The organism is Algoriphagus aquimarinus, assembly GCF_900112005.1.
GTDB lineage: Bacteria > Bacteroidota > Bacteroidia > Cytophagales > Cyclobacteriaceae > Algoriphagus > Algoriphagus aquimarinus.
This window is the reverse complement of record NZ_FOKK01000016.1, coordinates 14,508-38,600: the sequence shown is the minus strand read 5'-3', so window position 1 is coordinate 38,600 and position 24,093 is coordinate 14,508. Positions and strand designations below refer to the sequence as shown.

17 protein-coding genes and 1 tRNA gene are annotated in these 24,093 nt (G+C 39.4%); 12 read left to right on the top strand and 6 right to left on the bottom strand.

Going from position 1 to position 24,093, the window contains the following annotated elements:
* Nucleotides 1–10 precede the first annotated feature (10 nt).
* Entirely contained in the window at nucleotides 11–733 is a 723-nt protein-coding gene (locus BM291_RS17355) for a hypothetical protein (RefSeq protein ID WP_092899777.1), read from the top strand.
* A 125-nt stretch (nucleotides 734–858) separates the two neighbouring features.
* On the opposite strand, the gene BM291_RS17350 is transcribed toward BM291_RS17355, so the two are convergent.
* Nucleotides 859–3,078, bottom strand: coding sequence for a xanthine dehydrogenase family protein molybdopterin-binding subunit (locus BM291_RS17350; protein ID WP_092899775.1), 2,220 nt, complete (start codon nucleotides 3,076–3,078; stop codon nucleotides 859–861).
* Nucleotides 3,075–3,548 (bottom strand): (2Fe-2S)-binding protein, encoded by a 474-nt coding sequence (locus BM291_RS17345; RefSeq protein WP_092899773.1) that lies wholly within the window; start codon nucleotides 3,546–3,548, stop codon nucleotides 3,075–3,077. Before BM291_RS17345 ends, BM291_RS17350 begins: the two co-directional genes overlap by 4 nt.
* A 600-nt stretch (nucleotides 3,549–4,148) precedes the next feature.
* On the opposite strand from BM291_RS17345, the gene BM291_RS17340 reads away from it, so the two are divergent.
* On the top strand, nucleotides 4,149–6,230 hold the full coding sequence (locus tag BM291_RS17340) for an alpha-galactosidase (protein ID WP_092899771.1): 2,082 nt from the start codon (nucleotides 4,149–4,151) through the stop codon (nucleotides 6,228–6,230).
* A gap of 190 nt (nucleotides 6,231–6,420) precedes the next feature.
* Here the strand turns inward: BM291_RS17340 and BM291_RS17335 are convergent, their stop codons facing one another.
* Complete coding sequence (locus BM291_RS17335) at nucleotides 6,421–6,990, bottom strand: RNA polymerase sigma factor (RefSeq protein ID WP_092899769.1); 570 nt, start codon at nucleotides 6,988–6,990, stop codon at nucleotides 6,421–6,423.
* A gap of 209 nt (nucleotides 6,991–7,199) precedes the next feature.
* Between BM291_RS17335 and BM291_RS17330 the strand changes: the two genes are divergently transcribed.
* From BM291_RS17330 to BM291_RS17305, 8 genes are all read left to right on the top strand, one after another.
* Entirely contained in the window at nucleotides 7,200–8,243 is a 1,044-nt protein-coding gene (locus BM291_RS17330) for a FecR family protein (RefSeq protein ID WP_092899767.1), read from the top strand.
* Between the two features lie 164 nt (nucleotides 8,244–8,407).
* A complete protein-coding gene (locus BM291_RS17325) occupies nucleotides 8,408–11,839 on the top strand; it encodes a SusC/RagA family TonB-linked outer membrane protein (RefSeq protein WP_245786907.1) in 3,432 nt (1,143 codons plus the stop codon).
* 3 nt (nucleotides 11,840–11,842) lie between these two features.
* Nucleotides 11,843–13,624, top strand: coding sequence for a RagB/SusD family nutrient uptake outer membrane protein (locus BM291_RS17320; RefSeq protein WP_217647340.1), 1,782 nt, complete (start codon nucleotides 11,843–11,845; stop codon nucleotides 13,622–13,624).
* A 99-nt stretch (nucleotides 13,625–13,723) separates the two neighbouring features.
* Nucleotides 13,724–13,921 (top strand): hypothetical protein, encoded by a 198-nt coding sequence (locus BM291_RS22340; protein ID WP_245786906.1) that lies wholly within the window; start codon nucleotides 13,724–13,726, stop codon nucleotides 13,919–13,921.
* A 12-nt stretch (nucleotides 13,922–13,933) separates the two neighbouring features.
* On the top strand, nucleotides 13,934–14,341 hold the full coding sequence (locus BM291_RS22335; RefSeq protein WP_245786905.1) for a hypothetical protein: 408 nt from the start codon (nucleotides 13,934–13,936) through the stop codon (nucleotides 14,339–14,341).
* A gap of 228 nt (nucleotides 14,342–14,569) precedes the next feature.
* Complete coding sequence (locus BM291_RS17315) at nucleotides 14,570–16,582, top strand: alpha-amylase family protein (protein ID WP_245786904.1); 2,013 nt, start codon at nucleotides 14,570–14,572, stop codon at nucleotides 16,580–16,582.
* 137 nt (nucleotides 16,583–16,719) lie between these two features.
* Complete coding sequence (locus tag BM291_RS17310; protein WP_092899763.1) at nucleotides 16,720–18,570, top strand: hypothetical protein; 1,851 nt, start codon at nucleotides 16,720–16,722, stop codon at nucleotides 18,568–18,570.
* 25 nt (nucleotides 18,571–18,595) lie between these two features.
* Complete coding sequence (locus tag BM291_RS17305; protein WP_092899761.1) at nucleotides 18,596–18,865, top strand: hypothetical protein; 270 nt, start codon at nucleotides 18,596–18,598, stop codon at nucleotides 18,863–18,865.
* A gap of 945 nt (nucleotides 18,866–19,810) precedes the next feature.
* Here the strand turns inward: BM291_RS17305 and BM291_RS17300 are convergent.
* Nucleotides 19,811–19,899: transfer RNA gene (locus BM291_RS17300), tRNA-Ser, on the bottom strand.
* A 309-nt stretch (nucleotides 19,900–20,208) separates the two neighbouring features.
* On the opposite strand from BM291_RS17300, the gene BM291_RS17290 reads away from it, so the two are divergent.
* Nucleotides 20,209–20,463 carry a hypothetical protein gene (locus BM291_RS17290; protein ID WP_092899757.1) on the top strand — a complete coding sequence of 85 codons (255 nt, stop codon included), beginning with the start codon at nucleotides 20,209–20,211 and terminating at the stop codon, nucleotides 20,461–20,463.
* A 26-nt stretch (nucleotides 20,464–20,489) separates the two neighbouring features.
* Here the strand turns inward: BM291_RS17290 and BM291_RS17285 are convergent, their stop codons facing one another.
* Nucleotides 20,490–21,773, bottom strand: a complete 1,284-nt coding sequence (locus BM291_RS17285; protein ID WP_394333454.1) for an S-adenosylmethionine:tRNA ribosyltransferase-isomerase — start codon at nucleotides 21,771–21,773, stop codon at nucleotides 20,490–20,492.
* Here BM291_RS17285 and BM291_RS17280 point away from each other — a divergent pair.
* Nucleotides 21,772–22,854 carry an o-succinylbenzoate synthase gene (locus BM291_RS17280; protein ID WP_092899755.1) on the top strand — a complete coding sequence of 361 codons (1,083 nt, stop codon included), beginning with the start codon at nucleotides 21,772–21,774 and terminating at the stop codon, nucleotides 22,852–22,854. The two genes, BM291_RS17285 and BM291_RS17280, sit on opposite strands and share 2 nt — an antisense overlap.
* Here BM291_RS17280 and BM291_RS17275 read toward each other — a convergent pair.
* Nucleotides 22,851–23,990, bottom strand: a complete 1,140-nt coding sequence (locus BM291_RS17275; RefSeq protein ID WP_092899753.1) for a lactonase family protein — start codon at nucleotides 23,988–23,990, stop codon at nucleotides 22,851–22,853. The genes BM291_RS17280 and BM291_RS17275 overlap by 4 nt on opposite strands.
* Nucleotides 23,991–24,093: the final 103 nt, after the last annotated feature.

Genomic DNA, 24,093 nt, shown 5'->3' with positions numbered 1-24,093 from the left:
TGGCAAAAGGATGATCGGACACACAAAATATAACAGAACCAAATTCTTTTTAGCTATAGGGATTATTGGGCTATTAGCCGTATTGATTGGTTTTTCCACAACCTTTATTATTCCCTTGGGGAAAGGCGAGTTTAAAGCGCCCTTGGTAATTTATGTTCATGGAATATTTGCTTTCTGTTGGGTTTTCTTGTTCTTTATTCAGTCTCTGTTGGTTCAGAATAACGACATTAAAAAACATCGGCTTTTAGGTTTTTTTGGTGTTTTAATAGCGATTGGAGTTACTGTAACGTTAGTGCCGGTTGGACTATATCAAGTTGAAAAAGAGTTACTTCAGGGGCTTGGACCAACTGCCATTTCATCGATAGTAGGCACAGTGTCCTCAGCAATACTATTTATATCGCTTGTTTTAGGAGGTATTCTAAAAAGGCACAACCCGTCAACTCATAAACGACTAATGCTTCTTGCCACAATAGTATTGTTGTGGCCGGCATGGTTTCGTTTTAGGCACTTATTTCCATTTATACCCCATCCTGAAATTTGGTTTGCTATAGTTTTAGCAGACAGCTTAATAGTCGTTAGTATTATTTGGGATAAAATCACTTATGGGAAATTCAACCCTGTTCTCCTATATGTTGGGTTGTTGATAATTATAGAGCATTCTTTCGAAGCCTACATGTTTGACAATTCCGCATGGCGTGAATTAGCGAATAAAATTTACGAATTATTGACATAAACAGCAGGAGTTCCTGACGGGTAAACCATCTGCCAAGGGGGAAGCGTAATTATCGATTTCAGGTAACAACAAATAAGCATTTGCTAATTAGGAGAAACATTAGTTTAGATCGTATTCTTGGCACACTAACCCAAAATCTTTTCGGCTGTAATAGGTAAATTATACACGCGCTTACCACTGGCTTTATATACTGCATTGGCAATTGCTGCACCGGTAGGCGGCATAGATACTTCACCGCCGCCTTCTGCTGCTTCATTGGGACGATCGATCATAGCTACTTCCACTTCTGGGATATCAGAAAAGCGAAATACAGGGTATTTCCTCCAGTCTGAGCTAGTGATCTTATTATCTTCAAATGTTACCTCTTCTTTCAGTGTCCAGCTTGCTGCTTGAAGCATGCCACCTTCTATTTGGTTGATGATTCCATCCAGATTGATGATTTCTCCTACGTCTACTGCAGCCCACATTTTTAGGAGTTTGATAGTTCCAGAAGCTCGATCTATGCTCACTTTTGCTGCCGCAGTTGCATAAGCCGTGGTGTTTTTATACCGAGAAAAAGCATAGCCAATTCCTTCTCCTTCTTCCAGTTTTTCGCCACTACACATCTCTTGGATTTTAGTGATGACTGCGATGGCTCTTGCATCTTCCAAATGTGCCAAACGGAATTCTAAAGGATCTTTTCCGGCTTTTTCTGCCAATTCATCCATAAATGACTCAATGGAAAAGATAGTAGTATAAGAGCCCAAGCTTCTCAGAGAAGAAACGCGAAGTGGGCCATTAAAGAAATGAGCGTTCACCTGCATGTTTGGAATGTTATAATATGGGTCAGCATTTCTGTGTCCACCTCCTAGATATCCTCTGCCTTTTAACTGCACAGGATTCTCCAAATATCTTGTGTCTAAAAGTGTGGCGGGATCATTATCAGGCCGGATGCTATGGGAGTCAGTCCAAACATCTGTTTTCCAAGTTTTTATTTTCCCATTAGCATCTAAACTTGCCTCCAATTCCATGATCATGGCAGTTCCATAAGGATCCCAAGTGTGTTCGTCTTGGCGAGACCACTGAACGCGAATGTGTTTTCCGGGATAAGACAAAGCCAGAATTGCAGCATCTGCAGCGGCGTCATCTGCTGTACTATGCCCAAAGCAACCAGCACCAGGAACAGCAATTACGTGGAGTTTCTCCAGCTCCATTTTCAGCATCGCAGCGATTGCTCTTCGCATGGGGTATATCCCCTGACTATGTGACCAGATATGTAGAATTTCCCCATCGTACATCGCAATTCCACAGGCAGGGCCTATTGAGCCATGTTTGAGATAAGGTTTGGCATAACTTGCCTTGAAAGTCTCTTTGCCGTTAGGTATCGTGGTTATATCTCCTTCGTTTCGAATGCTCTGAGGCTTTTCAGCAATGGATTTAAGGTGAGCAAAAAGGGTTTCTTGCTTGGGAAAAGATGGGCTTGTAGTCCATTCAGAATGTTTTCTTAAATATGCTTCTGCCTTTACTGCCTGATATTCTCTCTCGGTGATTACACCTACAAAACTACCATTTACTACAGTTTTGATGATTCCTGAAATGGCTGTTGAAAGTCCGGAACCGTCAATTTTTACCAATTTCGATTGGTAGCCTGCTGGGCGTAAAACCCGCGCATGCACCATGCCTGGAAATCGTAAGTCCTGAATATAGACTTCCTCTCCCCGAACCATTTTCTCAATATCCTTGCGGTGAATGGCTTTGCCGACATATCTATAGCCAGATTTTATTTTTAGAGGAACGGGCTTGGTTACCTCCATGTCAATTTGAGCACCTTCCAGTACCTCAGCAAAATTCAAAGCTTGATTGCTCTTCTTAGATTTCACTTTTCCATTGTAAAGAATCAGATCTTCCTCCGCAGTATTCAGTTTTGCACTTGCCAGTTCCAATAATTTCTGTCTGGCAGTTGCTGCTGCATAGCGAACCGACATCGCACTGTTCGGGATAGAACTACTGCCCGCGGTATAGCCTTCGTCAGGAGTCACACCTGTTTCTGCCAGATGTACTTCTACCTGATCCAATTCCAAGTCCAATTCTTCTGCGGCTACTTGCCGAATTGCCGTTCTGATGCCTTGTCCCAACTCCACTTTTCCTGAAAATACCATCACCCGTCCGTCTTCCAATACGTGTAGCCAAGCGTTTACTTTGCTGGCATTCCGCATACTTCCAGGTAAATCGCCTTCAAAATTTACTCTAGCTACAACTTCTGGTTCCTGCACTACTAAATTGGAACTGAGGAGAGGGAATCCCACACTGATGTAACCAATGTTTCGTAGGAATTTCCTTCTGGAGGTTTTTGAGAGTTCGATCATTTTCCAGATAGGTTTTTAGAGGCTGTTTTGACGGCTTGGATGATTCTGGTATGTGCACTGCAGCGGCATAGGTTTAACTGCAAAGCATCTTTAATCTCGGAATCATTTGGAGACGGGTTAGAATTCAACAAACCCACAGAGGCTATCACCATTCCATTAAGGCAGTAGCCGCACTGAGCTGCTTGTTCTCTGTTAAATGCTTCTTGGACTGCATGTAGTTTGCCATTCTCGCTAGCCAGTCCTTCCAAAGTTGTGATCTTAGAATCTCCGATTGATGCAATAGGTCTCATGCAACTGGTAGCTGCGCTTCCATCAATTAATACCATACAAGCTCCACATTGAGACAGGCCACAACCGAACTTCGGTCCGTTAAGTTCTAGGTAATCGCGAAGCACATAAAGTAGGGGAGTATCGGGTTCAGTATCAATTTCTTTCTGCAAGCCATTGATGTGAAGGCTGAATTTGGGCATGGTCAATTAGGTTGAATTCTAAGATAGGAATTAGAAAGGTTAATTGAGAATGATAAGGGTAAAAGGATGTTGGCAAGTTACTTTCAGTCTTTAAAGGAGGTGTGAGGATTATGGAGTTACACTATTTATATTAAAAAAGTAGTTGAAAACTTGATAGAAGAAACGAAACCTTTATTCTGGTGAAAGTATAACTCAGTAGGATTTGAAATACATGAAACTTAGATTTACAAAATTGAATAAATCAATAGTTCTTTTATACTGTCGTCCGACATATTTAAGGAATCAGGAATAATAGGCCTCTAATGTTAGATTAGGGGCCTTTTTTTTGTTTATCAAAAAGTATCCCTCTATCCTGAGAACAGCAACTCTGTTTGTATTTTATTGAGTTCTGTTTGAAATATTCTTTTACCATATGCACCTTCCTCGTGATTTAGGAATTTGTTTTCATGTTTATTGATTTCAAATTAGGGGGAAGAGCTATGGATTCAGTATTACTAAAAAGATGATTGAAATCACAATTTGCCTTAGGGTGTACGTGGTATTTCAATAAATAGTAGTTAGTAATTTTTCAATAAAGGCAGGGGGAAGAAATATTTAAAAATGAAATTCAAAAATTTAGTTATTATAGGTTTACTGGCAATACTTTTTGCAAGTTTTAAACAGGGAAATTCAATTGTATTAGAGAACGACTATCTCAGTAGAACAATTTCTGTAGCTGATGGCACACTATCAACCATAGCTATAGTCAACAAAATCAATGGTAAAACAATCACTCCTTCTGATCACAATGAGTTTAAACTCAGAATATCCAAAGGAACGAGTGAAGTTAATGGAGATATAACTTTAACGGCCAAAGATTTTGAAGTGGTTAATTTCAATATCTCCAAGGAAAATAATTCTCAAACTCTCGTGGTAGAGTTGCAAAACAAAAAGCATAAACTGAAGGTAGATGTTCATTATGAACTAGCCGATAATGAATCATATGCTAGGAAATATTTAAAGATCACCTCTGAAAAAAACATAACACTGGAGCGTATCGATGTGGATGCAATAAGTGCTAATGGTGCATACCAGCCCTATACACTTAAGGAAATCACCACACAAGGGCCAGCAAATTGGAAACCAGGATTAGGACAGCCATTGTATGAACGGGAGAGTGCTACTTTTTGGGGTATAGAATTCCCTGCAGCTACAAATGAGGTCGTTAATCAAGAATTGAACTGTGGATACCTATGGGGAAATGAATTGAATGCTAATCAAACTTACACTTCCTATAAATCAGTACTGGGTGTGGCGGATGATTATGAATTTATTGATGAAGCATTCTATAAATACATAGATAATATCCGAATTCGACCTCTCCGTCTGCAGGTTCAATACAATTCCTGGTTTGATTTTCATTCTAACGTGGACAAAGAAAGTTTCAAAAAAAGTAGCCTGAAAATCCATAATGAACTAGTTAGCAAGCGAGATGTAAAACCTCTAAATGCCTATGTTATAGATGATGGATGGCAAGACAGTCGCAGAAAAGATGCTGACTGGTCGGATAAAGTTTGGAAAATAAACGAGAAATTTTCTCCAGATTTTCAGGAAACATTTAAAACTATTGATTCGCTTGATTCTAAACTTGGTCTTTGGCTTAGCCCTGGGTGCTTCTTTGGGGCTAGACCTATGGTTGAGAAATTGGGCGAAAAAGGCTTTGAGAGATTGGAACTTTCGATGTCTATGACGGGCGAAAAATACATGCAGAAACTCGAAGATCGGGTACTTGAGCTCACGGGCCAAGGCGTCAACTATTTTAAATTCGATGGGATTTTTGGACATCTCAATATACGAGATTTTGAATTGCAGGGAAGAGGAACTCCCAAGATGACGCAGTTAGGAGTTGAAAATCTAAGTCCAAATGATAGCACGCTGAATGATCCAATCTATGACGAATTAAAAACCTATTACCTAGTCAATGGAACGGAGCGTATAATTGAGATTTTCAATAAAATGGATGAGATAGATCCAGATGTTTTTATTGCTATTACCAATGGAGCTTATCTAAGTTCATGGTGGTTGCAGTATGTAGACGTAGTATGGATGATAAATGCTGGAGATGCAGCCGGAGGTAGTTCAAGAACTGATGAATTAACCTATAGAGATGGGGTGTATTATGAAATATGGGAAACAGAAAACACAAAATTCCCTATGAATGCCATCTTCAATCATGAACCAAAAAAGGACAAAACAGGTGAAGATGAGCACACATTTAGAGACTACCTATTTATGAATCTTTCACGGGGCACTGGGTTTATTGAGCTCTATCTTAAAACCGATAATCTAGTGGATAAAGATTGGGATGTAATTGCTGAAGGTCTAAAATGGAGTGAAAAAGTATTTCCAACCTTTCACAATGTAAGAATGCACGGAGGTAATCCCAGAAATTCTGAAGTGTATGGTTACTCCGCTTGGGACGATGACCAAGGATATATTTCTATTCATAATCCATCTGATAAATCCATAACATACAAACTTGTTCTTAACCGAGAACTGGGTATATCTAATTCAAAGGATAAATATGTATTATCATCTCCAATAGAAAATAACACTGCAGGGCTAAAGAATTCTTATAGTCCTGGTGACACACTTACAGTTGATCTAAAGCCAAAGGAAATTCGAGTCCTAAATTTCAATTAAATCATTATTGTTAGAGGGAATTTAAAATTTAGGGTAAGCTTCTTTTGAGATGCTTACCCTTTTTTATATTCGCCATAAAAATTAAATGAATCAAGAGATAGAAAATACTATTTTACTGGACATACGATGTTTTCATAGATAACTTACTTTGACCTTTATTTAGTTGTTAAAGTAGTCTATCTATTAAGCACTAAAAATTGAAAATGCTAGTAAGTACAAATAAACACAAGATTTGAACTGCTTGCTTGAAGTTTTTCAAGGCCAGAGAAATGTGATTTTCTACTGTTTTTGGGCTTATTCCAAGTTCTTTTGAAATTTCCTTATGGCTCATACCTTTAAATCGTGAAAGTTCAAAAACTTCTCTTCTTTTGCCAGGGAGTGAATTAAGTGTTTTCTGAAATGTGGAATTCAAGTCATTGTAATCCATTATTTCCTCTACATCATTTTTAGGTTCAAGAAGTTTCATCTGATAAACTGACACTGCTTGAAGTTTTATTTTTTTCTTGAAATTATCAATAATGATGTTTTTACTAATAGTAAATATAAATGAGGACAAACTTTTATCCGGGTCTATTCGATCCTTTGAAGTCCAGAGCTTGACAAAGGTTTCTTGGACGACCTCTTCGGCGTCCTCTTGTCTCAATCCATATTTTAGGCAAAAGAAAAAGATTTTCTGATGGTATTTGCCATAGAGTTGATCAAAAGCTTTATGATCTCCATGTCGAAGTCTTTCGGCTAATTTTTCAAAGTCTTGATTCATCTATTGCAGCTTAGGGTCTTTGCTATTTGATTTAAGATTTTTAAATATATTGAAAATTATGAAAAAGGATATTTATTAATTTGATAAAGAATTCATTTAATACATGAAATTTTATCAAAAGTCATCTCAGCGAAAATTTATTTGTGTTTTTTTAATTTTCTGATTAGGGGGAATAACAAGAAACTCAGTATTACTAAAAAAGGATATAAATGGATTCAGAATTATTGAAACGTTTTTTTGAGGGGAAATGCGATCCCCACGAGGTTCATCAAATTCTAGTTTGGATAAATAGCCAAGAAGGAGGCCACGATATTGAAGATGCTTATCTGAACTTTAAGGATGACAAAAAACTCGACCCTATTGTGAGCGATTTGGTACTTGAGAGAATTCATAAAGAGTTGAAATTGGAAGAGGATGGAAATAGAAAAGGGTCTTTGAGTAAAAAAAAGAAGGTGATTTCTAATGATAAAAGGAGAGGTGCTTTTGATAAAAATTGGTTCAAATTAGGTGTTGCTGCAGTTTTGGTTTTTGGTTTCGTCCTTACAGTATATTGGACTGACAATCGCTTAGGTCTTGAGGAAAAAGTAGCTGTAGTATCTCAAGTGGAATACATAATCAGGGAGGTGGGGCCGGGACAGAAGTTGACCCTCAAACTGACAGATGGGAGTGTAGTTATACTTAATTCCAATAGCCAGCTGAAATTCCCTAAAAATTTCGATGGGGCTACTCGGGATGTTTACCTTGAAGGAGAAGCTTTTTTTGATGTATATAGAGATGAGCTGAAACCTTTTGTGGTGCATAGCAAATTTGTGGAGACCTCTGTATTGGGGACTTCTTTTGTGGTGAATGAAAATCTACTTGCTGGAAAAGTCCAAGTGTCAGTATTAACAGGTAAAGTGCGGGTTACTGAGCAAGAGAATTTTGGGAAAGATAGAAAAGTAGTTTTGGCTCCAATGGATGCTGTTAGGTTTAATGATAAAACTGGGGCATTTGAGACAAAAAAAGTAGGATACGATGAGGTCTTTGCGTGGAAAGATAATGTGCTGTTTTTTGACAATACACAATTTAGTGAAGTAGTAATTGAGTTAGAGAATTGGTTTGGGGTGAAAATAGATGTTCAAAAAAACATTAAAAACCGAAAAGATTATTCAGGGAGATTTGACAATGAATCCCTTGAAATGATCCTGACAGGGCTAGCTTTTACGTACGGATTTGAGTTCGAAATAATCTCAAACAAAGTAATTATTTACTAAATCAGATTGCCTATGGCGAAAAAAAGGAAAAGAAAAAAGACCATCAGTCAAAACTGGATTTAGCGGTGCAGTGATGACCAATGATCTAATTGATTATCAGATAAAATTAATTATCCTCTAATACTATAACTATGAATGTAAAGTTACTAAAATTAATTGTAACAATGGGAAAGTATGCTTTTTTTGGAATGCTACTTCAGTGCCTGTTTTTCAGCGTACTGCTAGCGAGCAATTCCAGCGGTCAAACTAGAATCGACAAAGTATTCTTGTCTCTATCGGAGACTAATCTTCCCGTAGTTGAAGTGTTTCACAAGATCGAACGTGAAACCGATTTTAAGTTCTCCTTTCGGAGTTCAGATGTTGGCCAGCAGAGATTTCTTAATCCTGCTTCTGGGAAAAAGGTATCAATTGAATACCTATTACAAGAGATCTCCAAAACTTCTAATTTGAAGTTTAAACAGGTCAATAATACCATACATGTTGGAGCAAAGGCAATACAAACACCCATTTTTGAGGTAGCAGAGGTCACGGTCAGTGGAGTGATACTGGATGAAAATCAAGTTCCAATGCCTGGAGTGACGATTACGGTCTCAGGAACTACGAATGGGACTATTTCCGATATAGATGGCAAGTATTCCATAACTGTGGATGAAGATGCGGTGTTAGTATTTTCCTTTATCGGGTTTATCAAGCAGACTATCCAAGTGGGAAGTCGAAGTCAGCTAGACGTGGTGCTTCTTGAAGATGCTAGATCACTAGAAGAAGTAATTGTAGTGGGTTATGGTACTCAAAAGAAGGTCAATTTGACTGGAGCAATAACAGCTGTCAGTACAGAGGATTTTTCGGATGTCCCACTAACTAATCTTTCCAATGGATTGGCTGGTAGAGCTCCTGGAGTACAGGTGGTCGGTACATCTGGACTTGCAGGTGCTAGTTCTTCCATAAGAATTCGTGGAAGTGTTGGTGAACCATTGTATGTGATTAACGGCATTATCCGGAATAAGGCGGATTTTGATGCTCTAAATCCAAATGAAGTAGAAAATATCAGCTTTTTGAAGGATGCTGCGAGTGCTGCTATCTATGGTTCTAGTGCAGGGAATGGGGTTGTCTTGGTGAAAACCAAAGGGGGAGCTAATCAAAAGCCTGTATTTGAATATAAGGGGAATTATTCTACATCGAATCCTACTCGACCTTTGCAGGACTTTAATGCTCAGGAAGAAATCCGCTTTTTGAATAATTCGGCTGTAAGTAATGGTTTACCAGAACAATATGGGCAAGAAATTCTTGATTATTTTTCTGATAAATCTTATTCAATTAATGATTTGATTTGGCAAAACCCCACGATTCAGGAACACAATCTAAGCGTTAGGGGAGGTTCTGAAGATGTGAGTTACTATGTGATGATGGGGTATCATGCCGAGGAAGGTTCTTACAAGAACCTAGGTTTTGACCGGTACAATTTCAGAACTGACCTAACAGCCAAAATTACGGAAAACCTAAAGTTAAACTTAAATGTTAGCGGTAACGAACGTAATTACAACCGATGGTATTGGCCATATGATGGAGCGGAGGATTTTAATGTTGGAGATTTCTATCGTGCTACCTTCAACTGGTCTCGTCTATATCCTTTCTATGTAGATGAGGAGGGGAATCCTACAAATAATCCTAATGATCTCCCTGTGATGAGGGGAGGATGGCATCCGCCACAGCTAATGCTGAATGAGGGTGGATATAGGGATACCAAATACAGAACATTGGATGGTATAATGCGTCTTGATCTCAATTTGGGTAACCTGATAGAAGGACTTAGTACAAGTGTTCAAGGTAATATCAATGCAAATGACCGAAATATGAAGTCATTTGTAGTACACAATAAATTCTACCTTACTCAGTCAGCAGGAGTTGCAAATGTCTTCATCCCAGGCCCAGTTGATTATACTCAGACCGGCACCCATAATTTGAGTTCAGGATATGAAAATATTCAAGAGGATGTCACACTTGGGAGTTCATATCAATTAGACTGGTATCTCAATTATGACAGAACTTTTAAAAAACATTCTGTTTCTGGATTGATGGTGTATGAGCAGGCAGGGAGTAACTCAAAGAATATAGGTGGAAGAGCAGAAGATTTGCTTTCTACAGAAATAGACCAGATCTACAATTCTTCTAGTGATACGGAGAGAAGGTGGTTTTATGGAAGTGAAAGTCAATTTGCTCGAGCTTCTTGGATAGGCAGAGCAAAGTATTCTTATTCAGAGAAATACTTAGCAGAGTTTTCTTTCAGATATGATGGCAACTATAAGTTTGCACCAGGAAACCAATGGGGCTTCTTTCCATCAGGATCTGTGGGTTGGAGGATCATCGAAGAAGATTTTATGAAAAACCAGAACTTTCTTGATGAATTGAAATTTAGAGCCTCTTACGGAACTACAGGAAGCGATAGTGGTATAGGTGCGTGGCGCTGGAGTCAAGTTTATCAAAAGTCTGGCGGATATGTCTTTGGTAGTACACTCTATGATGGGCTGGTTCCTGGAGCAGTACCAAATCCAGGCATCACTTGGTCCACGGTTTCCATGTGGAATCTAGGATTGGATTTTGCATTTCTGAATAATAGATTGGTTGGGGAATTTGATGTTTGGGGTAAAACCGAAAGCGATATTTTAGGTACCCGTCTAGGTTCTACTCCGACTACTTATGGAGCTTCTTTGCCTGCAGTTAATTATGCTGAGAAATCTTGGAAAGGTTTTGAATTGAATATGGACTGGAGAGATAGGATAGGTGAATTTAGCTATAGTGTCTATGGAAATATGGGCTTTGCTAAAGATCAATGGGATATTTTTGATGAACCTGAATCCTATACGGATGGAACTTATGAAGGGAACTGGAGAAGTACTATAGGCCAGCCAGCAAATAGGGTCTTTGGATATATATCTAAAGGTATTATCCGAACCCAAGCAGAACTGGATGCTTTAGACCCATCTTTTAAACAATTTGGTAGAGCTCCAATTATTGGGGGACTTTTATTTGAGGACATTCGAGGAGCGAACTATTCAGAGGGTCCCGACGGGAAAATTGACAGCAACGATCAGACCTACTTAAGTGACAATGGTGCTCCTAGAATCAATTATGGATTCGGTTTTAAGGGTGATTGGAAAGGGATTACATTTAATGCTCATTTCCAAGGAGTGGGGGCATATGATCGAATGGTCAGTACCCGAAATGGAGGTGGTGTATTTCAAGTTGGGGAAAAGCCCTATTTTGAGATTTGGGCGAAGGATAACTACTGGACACCAGAAAATCCAAATGCAGAATATCCACGTGTTAATGGTCAATGGATGCAGCCGGAAGTTGGAGGAGGTCCTTCGAGTTTTTGGTTGAGAAATGGAGCCTATATGAGATTGAGAAATCTTAATTTGGGATATAATTTGCCAGAAAAATGGTTTTCTAAATCAGGCAATACAAAAATTCAGATCTATGGCAATGCTACTAATCTTTTTGTAATATCCGACCTTAAGGAGCATGATCCTGAACAAAATACGCTGGATTCCTATCCTTTAATGAAAACCTTCACTGCTGGTTTGGTTGTACAGTTTTAATCCATGAAAAAGAGAACTATGATAATTAGATATAACATTTCACTGAAACTGAAATCCCTACTTCTGGTGATAACATTTGCCACAATGATGGGATGCGATAGCGTCTTGGATGATGTAGAGGATCTTAGCAATTATCCTGGGCAAGGAACCTTCGATGATGTACAAACCGTGAATGCATACTTGTCAGCGTTGTATGGTAGTACCTTTGGTGGTTGGCCTCTAAACTTTGGGAATAATGCAGATGAAAGTGGGGGGATCATTGCTCCTAATTGGATTACCGAGACTAACGGAACAATGAAGTTTTGGCCTTATAACATCATTCGAAGGGTCAATATTATGCTTGAAGAACTTCCCGTTGGTGAGGTTCCGGTAGGAGATCAAGATGAGTTGTTGGCACAAGCAAAATTTATCCGAGCCTTTTTGTATTTCAAGATGGTTTATTACCATGGAGGAGTTCCCATAATCGAAGTACCTCAAAATTTGGATGATGACCTGGAAGTAACTAGAAATTCTACTGCAGAATGTTTTGATTTTATAATTCGTGATCTGGACGATGCAATTTCTGGACTTCCGGCAACATATAATGGAGATGAATTTGGCAAAATAGATAAGGTCTTTGCGAAAGCTTTTAAAGCCAAAGTTCTCTTATACAAAGCTTCTCCTCAGTTCAATCCTAGCAATCCATATGACAACTCTTCTTGGCAAGATGCTTATGCTGCCAATTTGGAAGCTAAACAGTATTTGGAAGGACAAGGATTTGGACTTTTAGATAACTATACTGCTGTTTTTGAGACTTCTAATCACCGAGAAAATGTGTTTTCGGTAGTCTATCAGGACCCTATTAAAGTAAATGGGAGAAGAGAAGATGCAGTCAGACCTTTGTCAGAGTCAAAAAATGCAACTGGTGGCGATCAGCCAATATGGGCTTTGGCTAAAGCTTATCCTATGAAGGATGGTAAAATACCAGGTGATCCTACCTCAGAGTATAGCTATGATGTACAGCATTTCTGGGAAAATAGAGATCCGAGATTTGAAGCTACTTTGGTTTGGAATGGGGCTGTATATCCAGTAAGTGGAAAATCCGGCAGAAGACAATATACCATGGCCAATGTTTCTCATTCAGTAGATGCCTTTGGATATGTAATCCAAGGTGGGCAAGGTCAATATAGAACAGGCTTGTTCTGTAGAAAAGGAATTATGGAGGAGCTTCCTATAGAGTTGGTGGGTACCAATGACGTGGATTGGCCTGAAATGCGTTTTGCAGAAGTGTTGTTCAATTTTGCCGAGGCGGCTAATGAAACTGGTCATTTGGATGAAGCAGTTCAGGTTCTTCTTGATATTCGTGCGAGAGCAGGAATTGAGCCTGGAAGCGATGGGATGTATGGCATCACCTCAGGCATGAACAGAGATCAACTTCGAGAAGCTATTCTTCAAGAAAAATACATTGAAATGGCATTTGAAGGCCAGCGATTTTGGGATTTGCGCAGACATCGTAAGCTAGATCGTCTGGATGGCATGAAAAAATATGGTGTAATGGCTATGACTTTAAACGGGAAAGCGTACAATGAGGTGACATCAGAAGATCAGTTGGCGGCAAATTCTTCTACTTTGCTTCCTGATGAATTTACCTATGAAATTGTCGAATTGATTTCTAATGGCCCAAAGGAAATGTCTATGCCTGAGACTTATTATTTCTTCCCAATTCAATCTAGTCACATAGATAGAAATCCGAAATTGGAACAAAACGTAGGTTGGTCTGGAGGGACTTTTGACCCTACACTTTAAGCTTATAGTATAAAATAAACCTAAATCGGCGGGCGCAAGTCCGCCGATTTTTTTAATACGATGTTTCCAGTTGCTTGCATTTATCATACGATTAATATTATGAAAATTAACACGCGCTTACTATTTACAATATTGATTGCAATCCTTGCTTCCATAAATCTGGAGGTTTTTGCACAAGAAATAGCCACTTTACCGCTTTATCATAAAGAGAATATATCTTCTTCTCAGGATTGGCTTCTAGGCAATATTCATGAGAAATCAGATTTATATAAAACATCTGAAGGAAGCCTTGTCTAGAGTAACGGATTGGTGAGCCGTATTTTTGATGTCCAAAAGGGAGGAGCTACTATTGGATTGGACAATCTCATGACTGGTGAAAACATGTTGCGATCAGTCCGAGCAGAGGCTATGATAGAAGTAAATGGTATTGAACTTCCAGTAGGAGGATTGATTGGACAACCAATACATAACTATCTACTTCCAGAGTGGCTTGAAGCTATGCAGGCTGATCCCAAAGCTCTTAAACTTCAGTGCTTTTATTGGTCCGAAACTGAGGCTCGGATGAGTTGGAAAAAGAGACCTGAATGGATGCCCAAAGATTTGCCATGGCCAGAGCCTGGTAAAAAACTGACTTTCGAATACCAAGAATATGCAGCCTTAGTCCAAAGCCTGATGAGTGGAACTGTTTCGGATTTGTCGAGAAAGGAATTGCTTTAAGACGATTTTGAAGAGTTGAAGGATCATTGGACAGTATTTGCCTCCATGGGGGATCCTCGAAATTCTTTAATTAATGAAGGAAAGCCTGGGGAAATTATGGCGATGGCCAATCAATCGGTGGTTGCAGAAGTTCTGTCGCCAAAGGATAGTAAAGTATGGATTGTTCATTTGGATCCTGGAACTGATCTTTCTGCAAGTTAGGGGCCAGGGCTTGCCATAGAAACTGAATTGGGAGTTACGTATAAATTGAATGTACGGCCTGCAGATAATTCTTTTGGGATTTTTGACGGTAAAAGAGAATCCCACACTGGGACATATAATCCTGGAAGCGCTGTCATTTTAAAGATTGAAAAGACAGACCAAAATTTGGTTTATTCCTATTCCTATTCAGGATTGGAATATGATGAATTGGCAAAAATAGCTGCTCCAAAGGCTGAGATCACAAAAATGCGTATTGGGAAGACGGACGCTAGAGGAGGCTTTGAAGATTCTCCCAACGCTGGAGAAAGAACCAGAAGTAAAATAATTCAAGCTAAAATTCTTGGTGATCCTGATCCAAATAAAGTTGCCATGGTGAGAGATTTGGTTGCGTATCTAACACAGGTCAAAGTTCTGGTTCATTATGAGATGTACGATGGAATCCCATTAATATCAAAGTGGATAGAGGTGAAGAATGATTCTAAAGAATTGGTAACAGTAAATCGCTTCAAATCTGAGATTTTGGCATTTGCAGAAGAGGAAAGCGCTGTTGATTCAAAGAAAGAATGGGTGAAGCCTAATGTTACAGTTGAAACTGATTACCGATTTGGAGGAATGTCAAATGACAACCTCTATTCCACTAGTATTTCTTGGAATCCAGATCCGCTGTATAAAACACAAGTGAATTATGCATTTCAGACACCAGTTCTTCTGGAGGCCTATCCCAAAATTGGGCCTCAGAAAATACTTAAACCGGGCGAATCATTTGGAAGTTTTCGTACCTGGGAATTGTTCCATGATTCATGGGACAGAGAAAGAATAGGATTGGCTGATCGAAGTATGTATCGTTCTCAAGCCCCTTGGATTACGGAAAGCCCTATTATGATGCATGTGAGAAATGCAGATAATGAATCCGTAAAAAAGGCGATCGATCAAAGTGCAGAATTTGGGTTTGAAATGGTGATCATGACTTTTGGCAGTGGTTTTCAAATCGAAAATGATAGCCCTGAGAATCTAGCTAGAATGAAGGAATTAGCTGACTATGCACATTCCAAGGGAATCGCTTTGGGTGGATATTCTCTTCTGGCAAGCAGGAGTATAGACAAGGAAAATGACGTGGTGATGCCTGGAGGGCTGAAGCCAAGGTTTGGCAACTCACCTTGCTTGGAGAGTGAATGGGGCATTGATTATTTTAATAAACTGTACAATTTTTATGAGCAAACTGGGCAGGATGTCCTAGAGCATGATGGTAGCTATCCGGGTGATGTCTGTGCTAGTCATGACCACCCCGGCCATGTGGGGTTGGAGGATTCACAATGGAACCAATACGAACGAATCAAGACGTTTTATGAATGGTCTCGTAGTAAGGGAATCTTCTTGAACGTACCTGATCATTACTTCATGGCTGGAAGCAATAAGACAGGAATGGGCTATCGGGAAACCAACTGGTCTCTGCCCCGTCAGCAGCAGGAGATTATAGAGCGTCAGAATATATATGATGGTACTTGGCAGAAGACACCAAGTATGGGCTGGATGTTTGTACCCTTAGTTGAATATCATGGTGGTGGTAAAGAAGCTACTATTGAACCTCTCAAAGACCACTTGGGGCATTACGAGCAGCGTCTTGCGAATCTATTTGGATCAGGTGTACAAGCCTGCTATCGAGGTCCTCAGCTATACGATACACCAGAGACAAAAGCTGTAGTGGAAAAATGGGTAGATTTTTACAAAGCCCATAGAGAGGTGCTAAATGGCGATGTGATACATGTTCGTAGGCCAGATGGGAGAGATTTTGATGGCTTACTTCATGTCAACCCACAAGGAAATGAAAAAGGCTTGATTATGCTATACAACCCTTTGGATGTCCCATTAGTGAAGGAAATCAGGGTCAGTTTATATTATACAGGGTTGACAGATCAGGCCAACCTAAAAGATTCGAATGAAAAAGAAGTAACATTGACCTTAAACAGGGATTATGAAATAACGCTTCCGGTATCCATTCCGGCGAGAGGGCAGCAATGGTGGGTCATCAAAAATCCTTGATTTTCTTTATGCTTCAAACGGGTAAATTGAAATTTGATCAAGTCTATTAGATAAATGAAAAAAGTAAAAAAGTAAAAAAGTATCTGGTAATTCTGCTGGTTGTATTGCTTTTTTGCATCGCATTTCAGGGTAATAGGGTGAAAAAAGAGACTATTTTCACCACGGAATACTTCAGGATTAGAGTAGATGAGCGGGGATTTATCAATAGTATGCAGAACATTGCAAATTCATCCCACCAAGAGTTTAGTCCAGTCGACAAACCGTCTCCTTTGCTGAGATTGTATGTTGAGGAAAAACAGCTGTACTTTGAGCCGGTAAAATCGGTTTATAAAGCCTCTAAAAACGAATTTGAACTAAACTACGACAATGGCTCGGTGGCAGTAGTGGAGGTTGATCCCAAAGCAAAGTATCTAAAGCTTACCCTAAAGTCCTTAACCCCACACAATGGTATTGATGACGTAGAATGGGGTAGCATTCAGACCAATATTACCAACCTCATGGGGGAAATTATCGGAGTGGCCCGCGATACTAGTGAGGCAGTGAATTATGCTATTGGTATGATGGCGCTCAATGACAATACCCTTGGTGGACTGTCCACGACGATAGGGGATGCGGCTCCATTTCAGTACATTATCCATTCGCCAAATCCGGTTCAATTCCCGCTACCAGATCACCTTCATGAGGGAGAGATTTTTACCTTAGGTGGAGATGGGATCAGCGATGTGGCATTTTATGCACACAAGGAGCCCTATTACAGAATAATGTATGGAAATGCCGCTATGGTAGATGAAAAAGCGAGGATTTCCATCGCCTATCATTCCCGTGATAGAGATCGGGACAGAGAGGTTCTGTTTTCTTTGATTCCGAATATGAAGGCTAATATCCCTAATCACTTAGAGGTGCAGAGAGTTCCTGGAGTGGATTTTATCGGGTCTTCAGTTGCCTTTTGGGGTAGTCCTGATGATCTCGCGCTGATGGACGTAATCCAGACTATTGTTCTCGATGAAGGCCTGCCTTACCCAACAGTTGATGGGAAATGGGTGAAAGACCCTGCGGCTTTCAAGCCGGATGCGATGACTCATGGAGGAGTTTATGATAGTATTATTTCATATACTAATCGCTTAGGATTCAAAACCATAAGCCTCTATGATCAGGGATTTTTGAATCCCGATCGTGGAAATAAGGGCTATATCGACGGTGAAAATTATGAAAAAAAGCCCATTAATCTCAAGTCTGGGGCTTTATCACATCTGGAGTTCTCAGAGTTGGCAGCGAGGCTCGGAATCACAATCGGGCGTACTACCATTACGAATTCCATGGCACCAGGAACCAAAGACGCCAGTCCTATACCGAGTGATAGCATTTGGTATCAACAGAAAAGGTTATTGACTCAATTTATTGATGCTGAGGATACATTGATCTATGTTAATGATCCTATTTACTTGGATGAAATAGCCAGTTGGGAAGGGCATACCAAAGAACTAAACATGGTGAAGATTGGAAAGGAGCTTATCCACTATGTAGGAGTGTCAGATTTTGCGCCATACAGATTACTGAATGTAACTCGGGGCTATTGGAATTCTCAGAAGATAGCTCATCATAAGAATGATACGATCTATAAGCTCCAAGTGACGGTCGGCTGGGGGTATGAGGGTGTGATTCCAAATTTGCAGTTACAAGATGAAATCGCCAAGTATTATGCGGATGTGTGTGCAGGCAATGGGTTGGCTTACTATGATTTTGACGGGCAGGAGTTTTTGTTCTACAATGGTCATGGCTATTATTCGACCAAGCGGTTTTTCGGAACTATGTTTGATCGGGCGAAGGATCTTGGAGTGCCCTACATTCGATTTACGGGAGCTACGCTTTCAGAAGGATCATGGCACTATCAAAGCATTTGGAATGTGGATGGAGGTAAAAACCTATATGATCCCAATCCAGAGAATGGGGTAGTGCGACTAGCCAGGGCAAAGATCTTCGAGATGTAACCTATGCCAATTTTTTCCAGTAGGTATGGGTGGGAATTTCAGGATTCAAGCAGATTCTAAAGTTGAAGAATACGAGCATATACAGGTTGTATCGGTGGGAATTGGTTCTACCTATAGTTTGATTTTGAACCAAAAAGATGTGGAAAGCTGTCCCGAAAAAGATGCTATTTTTAAAGTGATCCGGATCTGGGAAAACGCCAGGTCGGCTAATGCCATTCCAAAAGCCGTTAAAAAGGAACTTGTAAACCCCAAAAGAACTTGGAGGCTGAAAGAAATAGATCGGGAAACTTTATGAGTTCATCAATGGAGCCTGGGCAAATGAGAAAACATTTGCCCGAGCTTATGGATACTAGTGTCGACTGAATCTGGGTTTCTGGCTGGGGAGATTCTCTGTGTAATCTCCTCACTTTTTAAGGTACTTTATATTTTGTCTTCTTTTGAATAAGAGTTTATTGGCCGTAAACGTCAATCAACCTGACCCCATATAAGATGTTTGCGAAAGAATAGTCTTTGCAATGGGTTAAATTATAGACGTTGCTTTTTCCAAGTGCTATTTTACCTTCAGCTTCATTCTGTGCGCATCGTAAACAAAACGGGAATATTATTGAGTCAACTGGGGCTTGATCTACTATAATAAACTAGATGGTATGATCTTAACCTAGGAGATCTAGAGAATCGTGAGATATAATTTTAGAGGAAAGAAAAAACTGAATAGAAACAGCAAAAAGAAAAAAAAAATTACCTTAAGATTCGTACCAGTCGTACAGCTCGTACACCTCGTACTGTACGATTTATTCGAGTTCTGAAATGTCTGATGATTCAAAAGAATCTTGATTTGGAATTAGTGTCATCCTCGATATGATCTTGCATATTTCGATAGTTAGAAATAGGATATTCCATTTTAGAAAATTTTTAAGAGCTTACTTTTCCTGAAAATTTTGGGGAATTTTTGATTCTTGAAATGCTCTAGCTAAATGCTGAGCTCTTCGATTTTAATTGTGTAAGCAAAGGTTTTGAGTTCTTCTGAAATAATCTTTGAATAATTCGAGTAGGCCACAGGAAAAAATAAGCCTAGGAAGTACATTTTGTATAATTCTTATTCAAACAAAATTTTATTCACCCAAATCCTTCAACTTTTCAGTAGCCTGCCTTTTGCCAAAAACAAAACTAATTCGCTACTGATTTAAAAAAAAACAAAACCCTAACTATCAATATTTCAGATAGTTAGGGTTTTTAGGTGTAGAGAGTGGGGGATTCGAACCCCCGGTACGCGTTGAGGCGTACGACAGTTTAGCAAACTGCTGGTTTAAGCCACTCACCCAACTCTCTAGATATGTTTATTTGGCTTAGTTTTCGTTTTACTATTTAAACCACCCTTTCGGTAATTTTTCGAATTTGTGACTGATTTCTCGGCCTAATCCATTTTGTAAAGCGATGCAAATATAAGTCAATTGATCAGAATTTTACAAGTCATTACCAGATAGGAATTCTATGAATAGATCTTTTTGGCTAATAGTCTGAATATCAAATAAAATAATTTGACAGTTAGTTACTGGAAACATGAAAAATACCTTGTACAGGGTATGTTTTTTCAATAATCTCCCTTTAAATTTGATTTTTAATTCAACGCCGGAAACTATGATAATCCAAACAGCTACAGCAAATTTCATGATTGAGAGATGTGAATCTAGAAATGGTTGCATCACAATCCGTTCAAATTCCCAAGAAGAACTACATAGGTTTTTTGGGTCTTTGGAAATATCTGAATCAAATGATCCGTTCTATCCATTTGCTGTCCTAGCCTGTAAGCAGGAATTTGCTAATGCTATGATCATAATGGTGAAGGAAATTGATTATTCTGAATTCTCTGAATTCAGCCTTCAAACTGCTTAAGAATTCTTTAATTTTTTCAAGTTCATTTACTCTATCCAAAGTAAACTGCTATCTCCGTAACTTAGGAAACGATAGTCATTTGCCAGTGCATCCCTGTATACACGTCGCCAATCTTCGCCTAGAATCGAAGCAATTAGCAATATTAATGTGGAGCCTGGCTGGTGAAAGTTTGTAATCAAGCCTTTCACAATTTTGAACTCATATCCAGGGAATATAAAAATCTCTGTGGTTCCCATGATCGTTTGAAGACCCTTTTCTTTCATATAAATAAGAATGGCTTCGTAAGATTTCTGGGCCGAAGGTAAATTTTCTCTCTCTTCATAAGGAAATAGCTTTTCAATCCTTAATTCCTCGCCTTTTCCTTCAAGTAGCTTGACACCATACCAATACAGACTTTCCAGTGTACGAACGGAGGTAGTTCCTACGGTTACAATTTTACCCAGATTAGAGATGATTGTTTCTATAGTTTTCCTATCTACATGGATTTGCTCACTGTGCATAGGGTGATCGGTGACTTGACTTGCCTTGATAGGCTGAAAAGTGCCTGCGCTTACATGGAGTGTTACTTGAGCTTCTTTTATTCCTTTCGTTTTTAAACGTTCAAAAATCTCAGGAGTGAAATGCAATCCGGCAGTAGGTGCTGCTACGGCACCTTCTTTTTCTGAGTAAACTGTTTGATACCTTGATTTATCTTCCTCTACCGGCTTTCGGTTCAGATAGGGAGGTAGAGGGACTTCACCACTTGCTTCTACCACATCCACAAAGGCCACTTCTTCATTATCCCATGAGAATTCAACTTGACGCGTCTCTCGATTGATTAATTTGGCAAAAAGCGTAATAGAGCTTTCCTTGTATGGGATCAGCCCTTTCAATATCTCTCCGTCTTTCCATTTTTTTGAATTTCCTATCATGGTTTCCCAGATCACCGGATGCTTTGCCAGCATGATCTCAGGAATAACTGAAGTTGGAGAAATAGGCTGAAGTAAAAAAATCTCTATCCGTGCTCCAGTTTCTCGTTGAAAAATCAATCGAGCAGGAATTACTTTAGTGTCATTATAAACGAGCAAGGTGTCCGCAGGGAGCAAATCCGGAATGTTACTAAAATTCAAATGAGAAATCTGCCCATCTTTGTAGTGTAAAAGTTTCGAGGCGTCTCGTTTTGCCAGTGGGAACTTCGCGATTTTTTCCTCTGGTAATGTATATTCGTAACTGTTTAAATCAATAGCTGGGATTTGCATATAGGTTGTTATTCTGCCTGCAAATATAGCCCAAGTCAATTCAAGTACCTTCCAAAAGCAGTCATAATCCATGTCCAATTCTTCCAAAATTACTTTTGAATACCTTAAGCGGACGCTGATTTTTAAATTTGATGCGGGTACTTCTAGAGGAGTTTTGAAGACTAAAGATGTGTTCTGGATCAAAGCCTTTCATTCAGAAAATCCTGAAACAATAGGATGGGGAGAAGCAGCTCCTTTGGTGAAACTGAGCTTGGATGATCGCCCGGATTTTGAAGAAGTTCTCCGCAAAACTCTAGATCAAATGTCTCAAGTGCTTTTCGGATCAGGCGAGAAAAATGTTGTGAACCAGTTGCAGGGGTTAATTCCCTTTGACTTGCCAAGTATTCGATTTGGCTTAGAAACAGCGATTCTTGATCTACTGAATGGTGGGAAAAAGAAGGTTCTGGGAGATGCTTTCTATAAAGGTGAAAAAGCTATTGCAATCAATGGATTAATCTGGATGGGGCAAAAGGACTTTATGCTTGATCAAATCAAGGAGAAACTGGAACAAGGATTTGACTGCATCAAGATGAAAATTGGTGCAATAGATTTTGAGCAGGAATTAGCTCTTCTTGATTACATTCGGACTCGCTTTTCTAAAGATCAAATTACCCTTCGGGTAGACGCGAACGGAGCTTTTTCGGAGAATGATGCTTTGGTTAAACTCCATCAACTAGCAAAGTATGAGTTGCATAGCATAGAACAGCCAATTGCCGCGGGGAATTGGAAAGCGATGAGGCATCTTTGCACTGCAACTCCGCTACCTATTGCACTTGATGAGGAATTAATAGGAGTTAAAAATAAAGCTGAGCTTTTGGATGATATTCAGCCTCAGTATATTATTTTAAAACCCACCTTACTTGGTGGGATCCTTGAAACCAAAGCATGGATCGAGCTAGCAGAGCTTCGTCAAATAGGCTGGTGGATGACCTCAGCATTGGAGAGTAATATTGGATTGAACGCAATTGCGCAGCTTGCAGATAGCCTAGGCGCTACTGTTCCTCAAGGTTTGGGCACAGGTAAATTATATCAGAACAATCTGGAATCTCCATTGAAAATAGAAGAGGGGAAAATTCTTTACAATCCCCAATTCGCCTGGGAGCAACCTTCCTAGTCACCAAGTCTAAATAAGTAAACTGGACTGTGTACACTCACTTTCCAATTGGTTTGGGTAAGTACTCCTGTCTCCAGATCTCGCTCAAAAATGATCACATCATCACTTGCTTGATGTGCTGCGAGTAAATATTTTCCATCTGCAGTCAAATTGAAATTTCTTGGCATAATCCCTCCCGATAATATCTGCTGAATGAATTCGTATTCCCCAGAAGCTTTCTTGCTGATCACAGAAATGGTATTGGCATCTCCTCGATTTGAAACGTAGATGTTTTTTTCGTCAGGAGATAATCTCACTTCAGCAGCTCCGACTCCACCATCAAATCCCTCAGTTACCAATGATATTTTCTGTTTTGGACTGATTTTTCCTGCATCAAAACTTAGAATGTCCAGAGAAGCAGACATCTCTTCTACTAACATGATTTCTTTTCCATCCTTTGAAAAAATCAAGTGTCTTGGTCCATCTCCTGGAGTGACTTTGTGTATGTTGTTTAAAGTCAAAGGCTTTGCTTCGTCCTGATTAAAATTATAAACATAAACCTGATCTGTACCAAGATCTGCTACAAGCAAGAATTTACCGTCTGGGCTGAATACTGTGCTATGAACATGTGGTGAGCTTTGCCTTGCTTGGTTTATGCTGCTTCCCTCATGCTGAATAGTCTGTAAGTGAGATAGATTTGCATTTTCTCCAATTTTATAAGCACTAAAACTCCCGCCGCTGTAATTTGCAACGGTTAGGAATTGCTCGTTTGGAGAGAGGGCGATATAACAAGGGTGATCACCGAAACTAGGTAATTCGCTTAATTTTGTGAGAACTTGATCCTCTGAAGTACGGCTCAAGCTTATTATATTTCCACCTGGGACATTGTCTATTTCTTCTAAAGTAAAGACCTTGTCTCCTACGGAATTTGCTATTACAAAAGAAGGATTTTGAATACCAGGGAAAATTGTCCGAACTTCTAGTTTATTTTCCGAAGGAGTAAAATCAAGTTGATTAATGCCCTGACTTGCATCATCTGTGTAGGTGCCTACCAAAAAAGAGTAAGTAATCGGGTTTTCGGTCATTTTGGTTGTTTTGTCTGTGGTGCAGGCGAAGAAAATGGCTAAAAACACAGTTACTAGAAGTGATTGTTTCATGTGTTTATAATTTGTTTATCAAAGTTCAATGGGAGTATCGCATGGCTGATTATCATTCCACTGTAAATCGTATGCGATATGCTAGATTTCATGACAGAAAGAT

Excerpts from the sequence above, each read along its gene's own strand:
- BM291_RS17355 (WP_092899777.1), top strand. The coding sequence starts at position 11 with ATGATCGGACACACAAAATATAACAGAACCAAATTCTTTTTAGCTATA.
- BM291_RS17350 (WP_092899775.1), bottom strand. The coding sequence starts at position 3,078 with ATGATCGAACTCTCAAAAACCTCCAGAAGGAAATTCCTACGAAACATT.
- BM291_RS17345 (WP_092899773.1), bottom strand. The coding sequence starts at position 3,548 with ATGCCCAAATTCAGCCTTCACATCAATGGCTTGCAGAAAGAAATTGAT.
- BM291_RS17340 (WP_092899771.1), top strand. The coding sequence starts at position 4,149 with ATGAAATTCAAAAATTTAGTTATTATAGGTTTACTGGCAATACTTTTT.
- BM291_RS17335 (WP_092899769.1), bottom strand. The coding sequence starts at position 6,990 with ATGAATCAAGACTTTGAAAAATTAGCCGAAAGACTTCGACATGGAGAT.
- BM291_RS17330 (WP_092899767.1), top strand. The coding sequence starts at position 7,200 with ATGGATTCAGAATTATTGAAACGTTTTTTTGAGGGGAAATGCGATCCC.
- BM291_RS17325 (WP_245786907.1), top strand. The coding sequence starts at position 8,408 with ATGGGAAAGTATGCTTTTTTTGGAATGCTACTTCAGTGCCTGTTTTTC.
- BM291_RS17320 (WP_217647340.1), top strand. The coding sequence starts at position 11,843 with ATGAAAAAGAGAACTATGATAATTAGATATAACATTTCACTGAAACTG.
- BM291_RS22340 (WP_245786906.1), top strand. The coding sequence starts at position 13,724 with ATGAAAATTAACACGCGCTTACTATTTACAATATTGATTGCAATCCTT.
- BM291_RS17305 (WP_092899761.1), top strand. The coding sequence starts at position 18,596 with ATGGGTGGGAATTTCAGGATTCAAGCAGATTCTAAAGTTGAAGAATAC.
- BM291_RS17290 (WP_092899757.1), top strand. The coding sequence starts at position 20,209 with ATGATAATCCAAACAGCTACAGCAAATTTCATGATTGAGAGATGTGAA.
- BM291_RS17280 (WP_092899755.1), top strand. The coding sequence starts at position 21,772 with ATGTCCAATTCTTCCAAAATTACTTTTGAATACCTTAAGCGGACGCTG.
- BM291_RS17285 (WP_394333454.1), bottom strand. The coding sequence starts at position 21,773 with ATGGATTATGACTGCTTTTGGAAGGTACTTGAATTGACTTGGGCTATA.
- BM291_RS17275 (WP_092899753.1), bottom strand. The coding sequence starts at position 23,990 with ATGAAACAATCACTTCTAGTAACTGTGTTTTTAGCCATTTTCTTCGCC.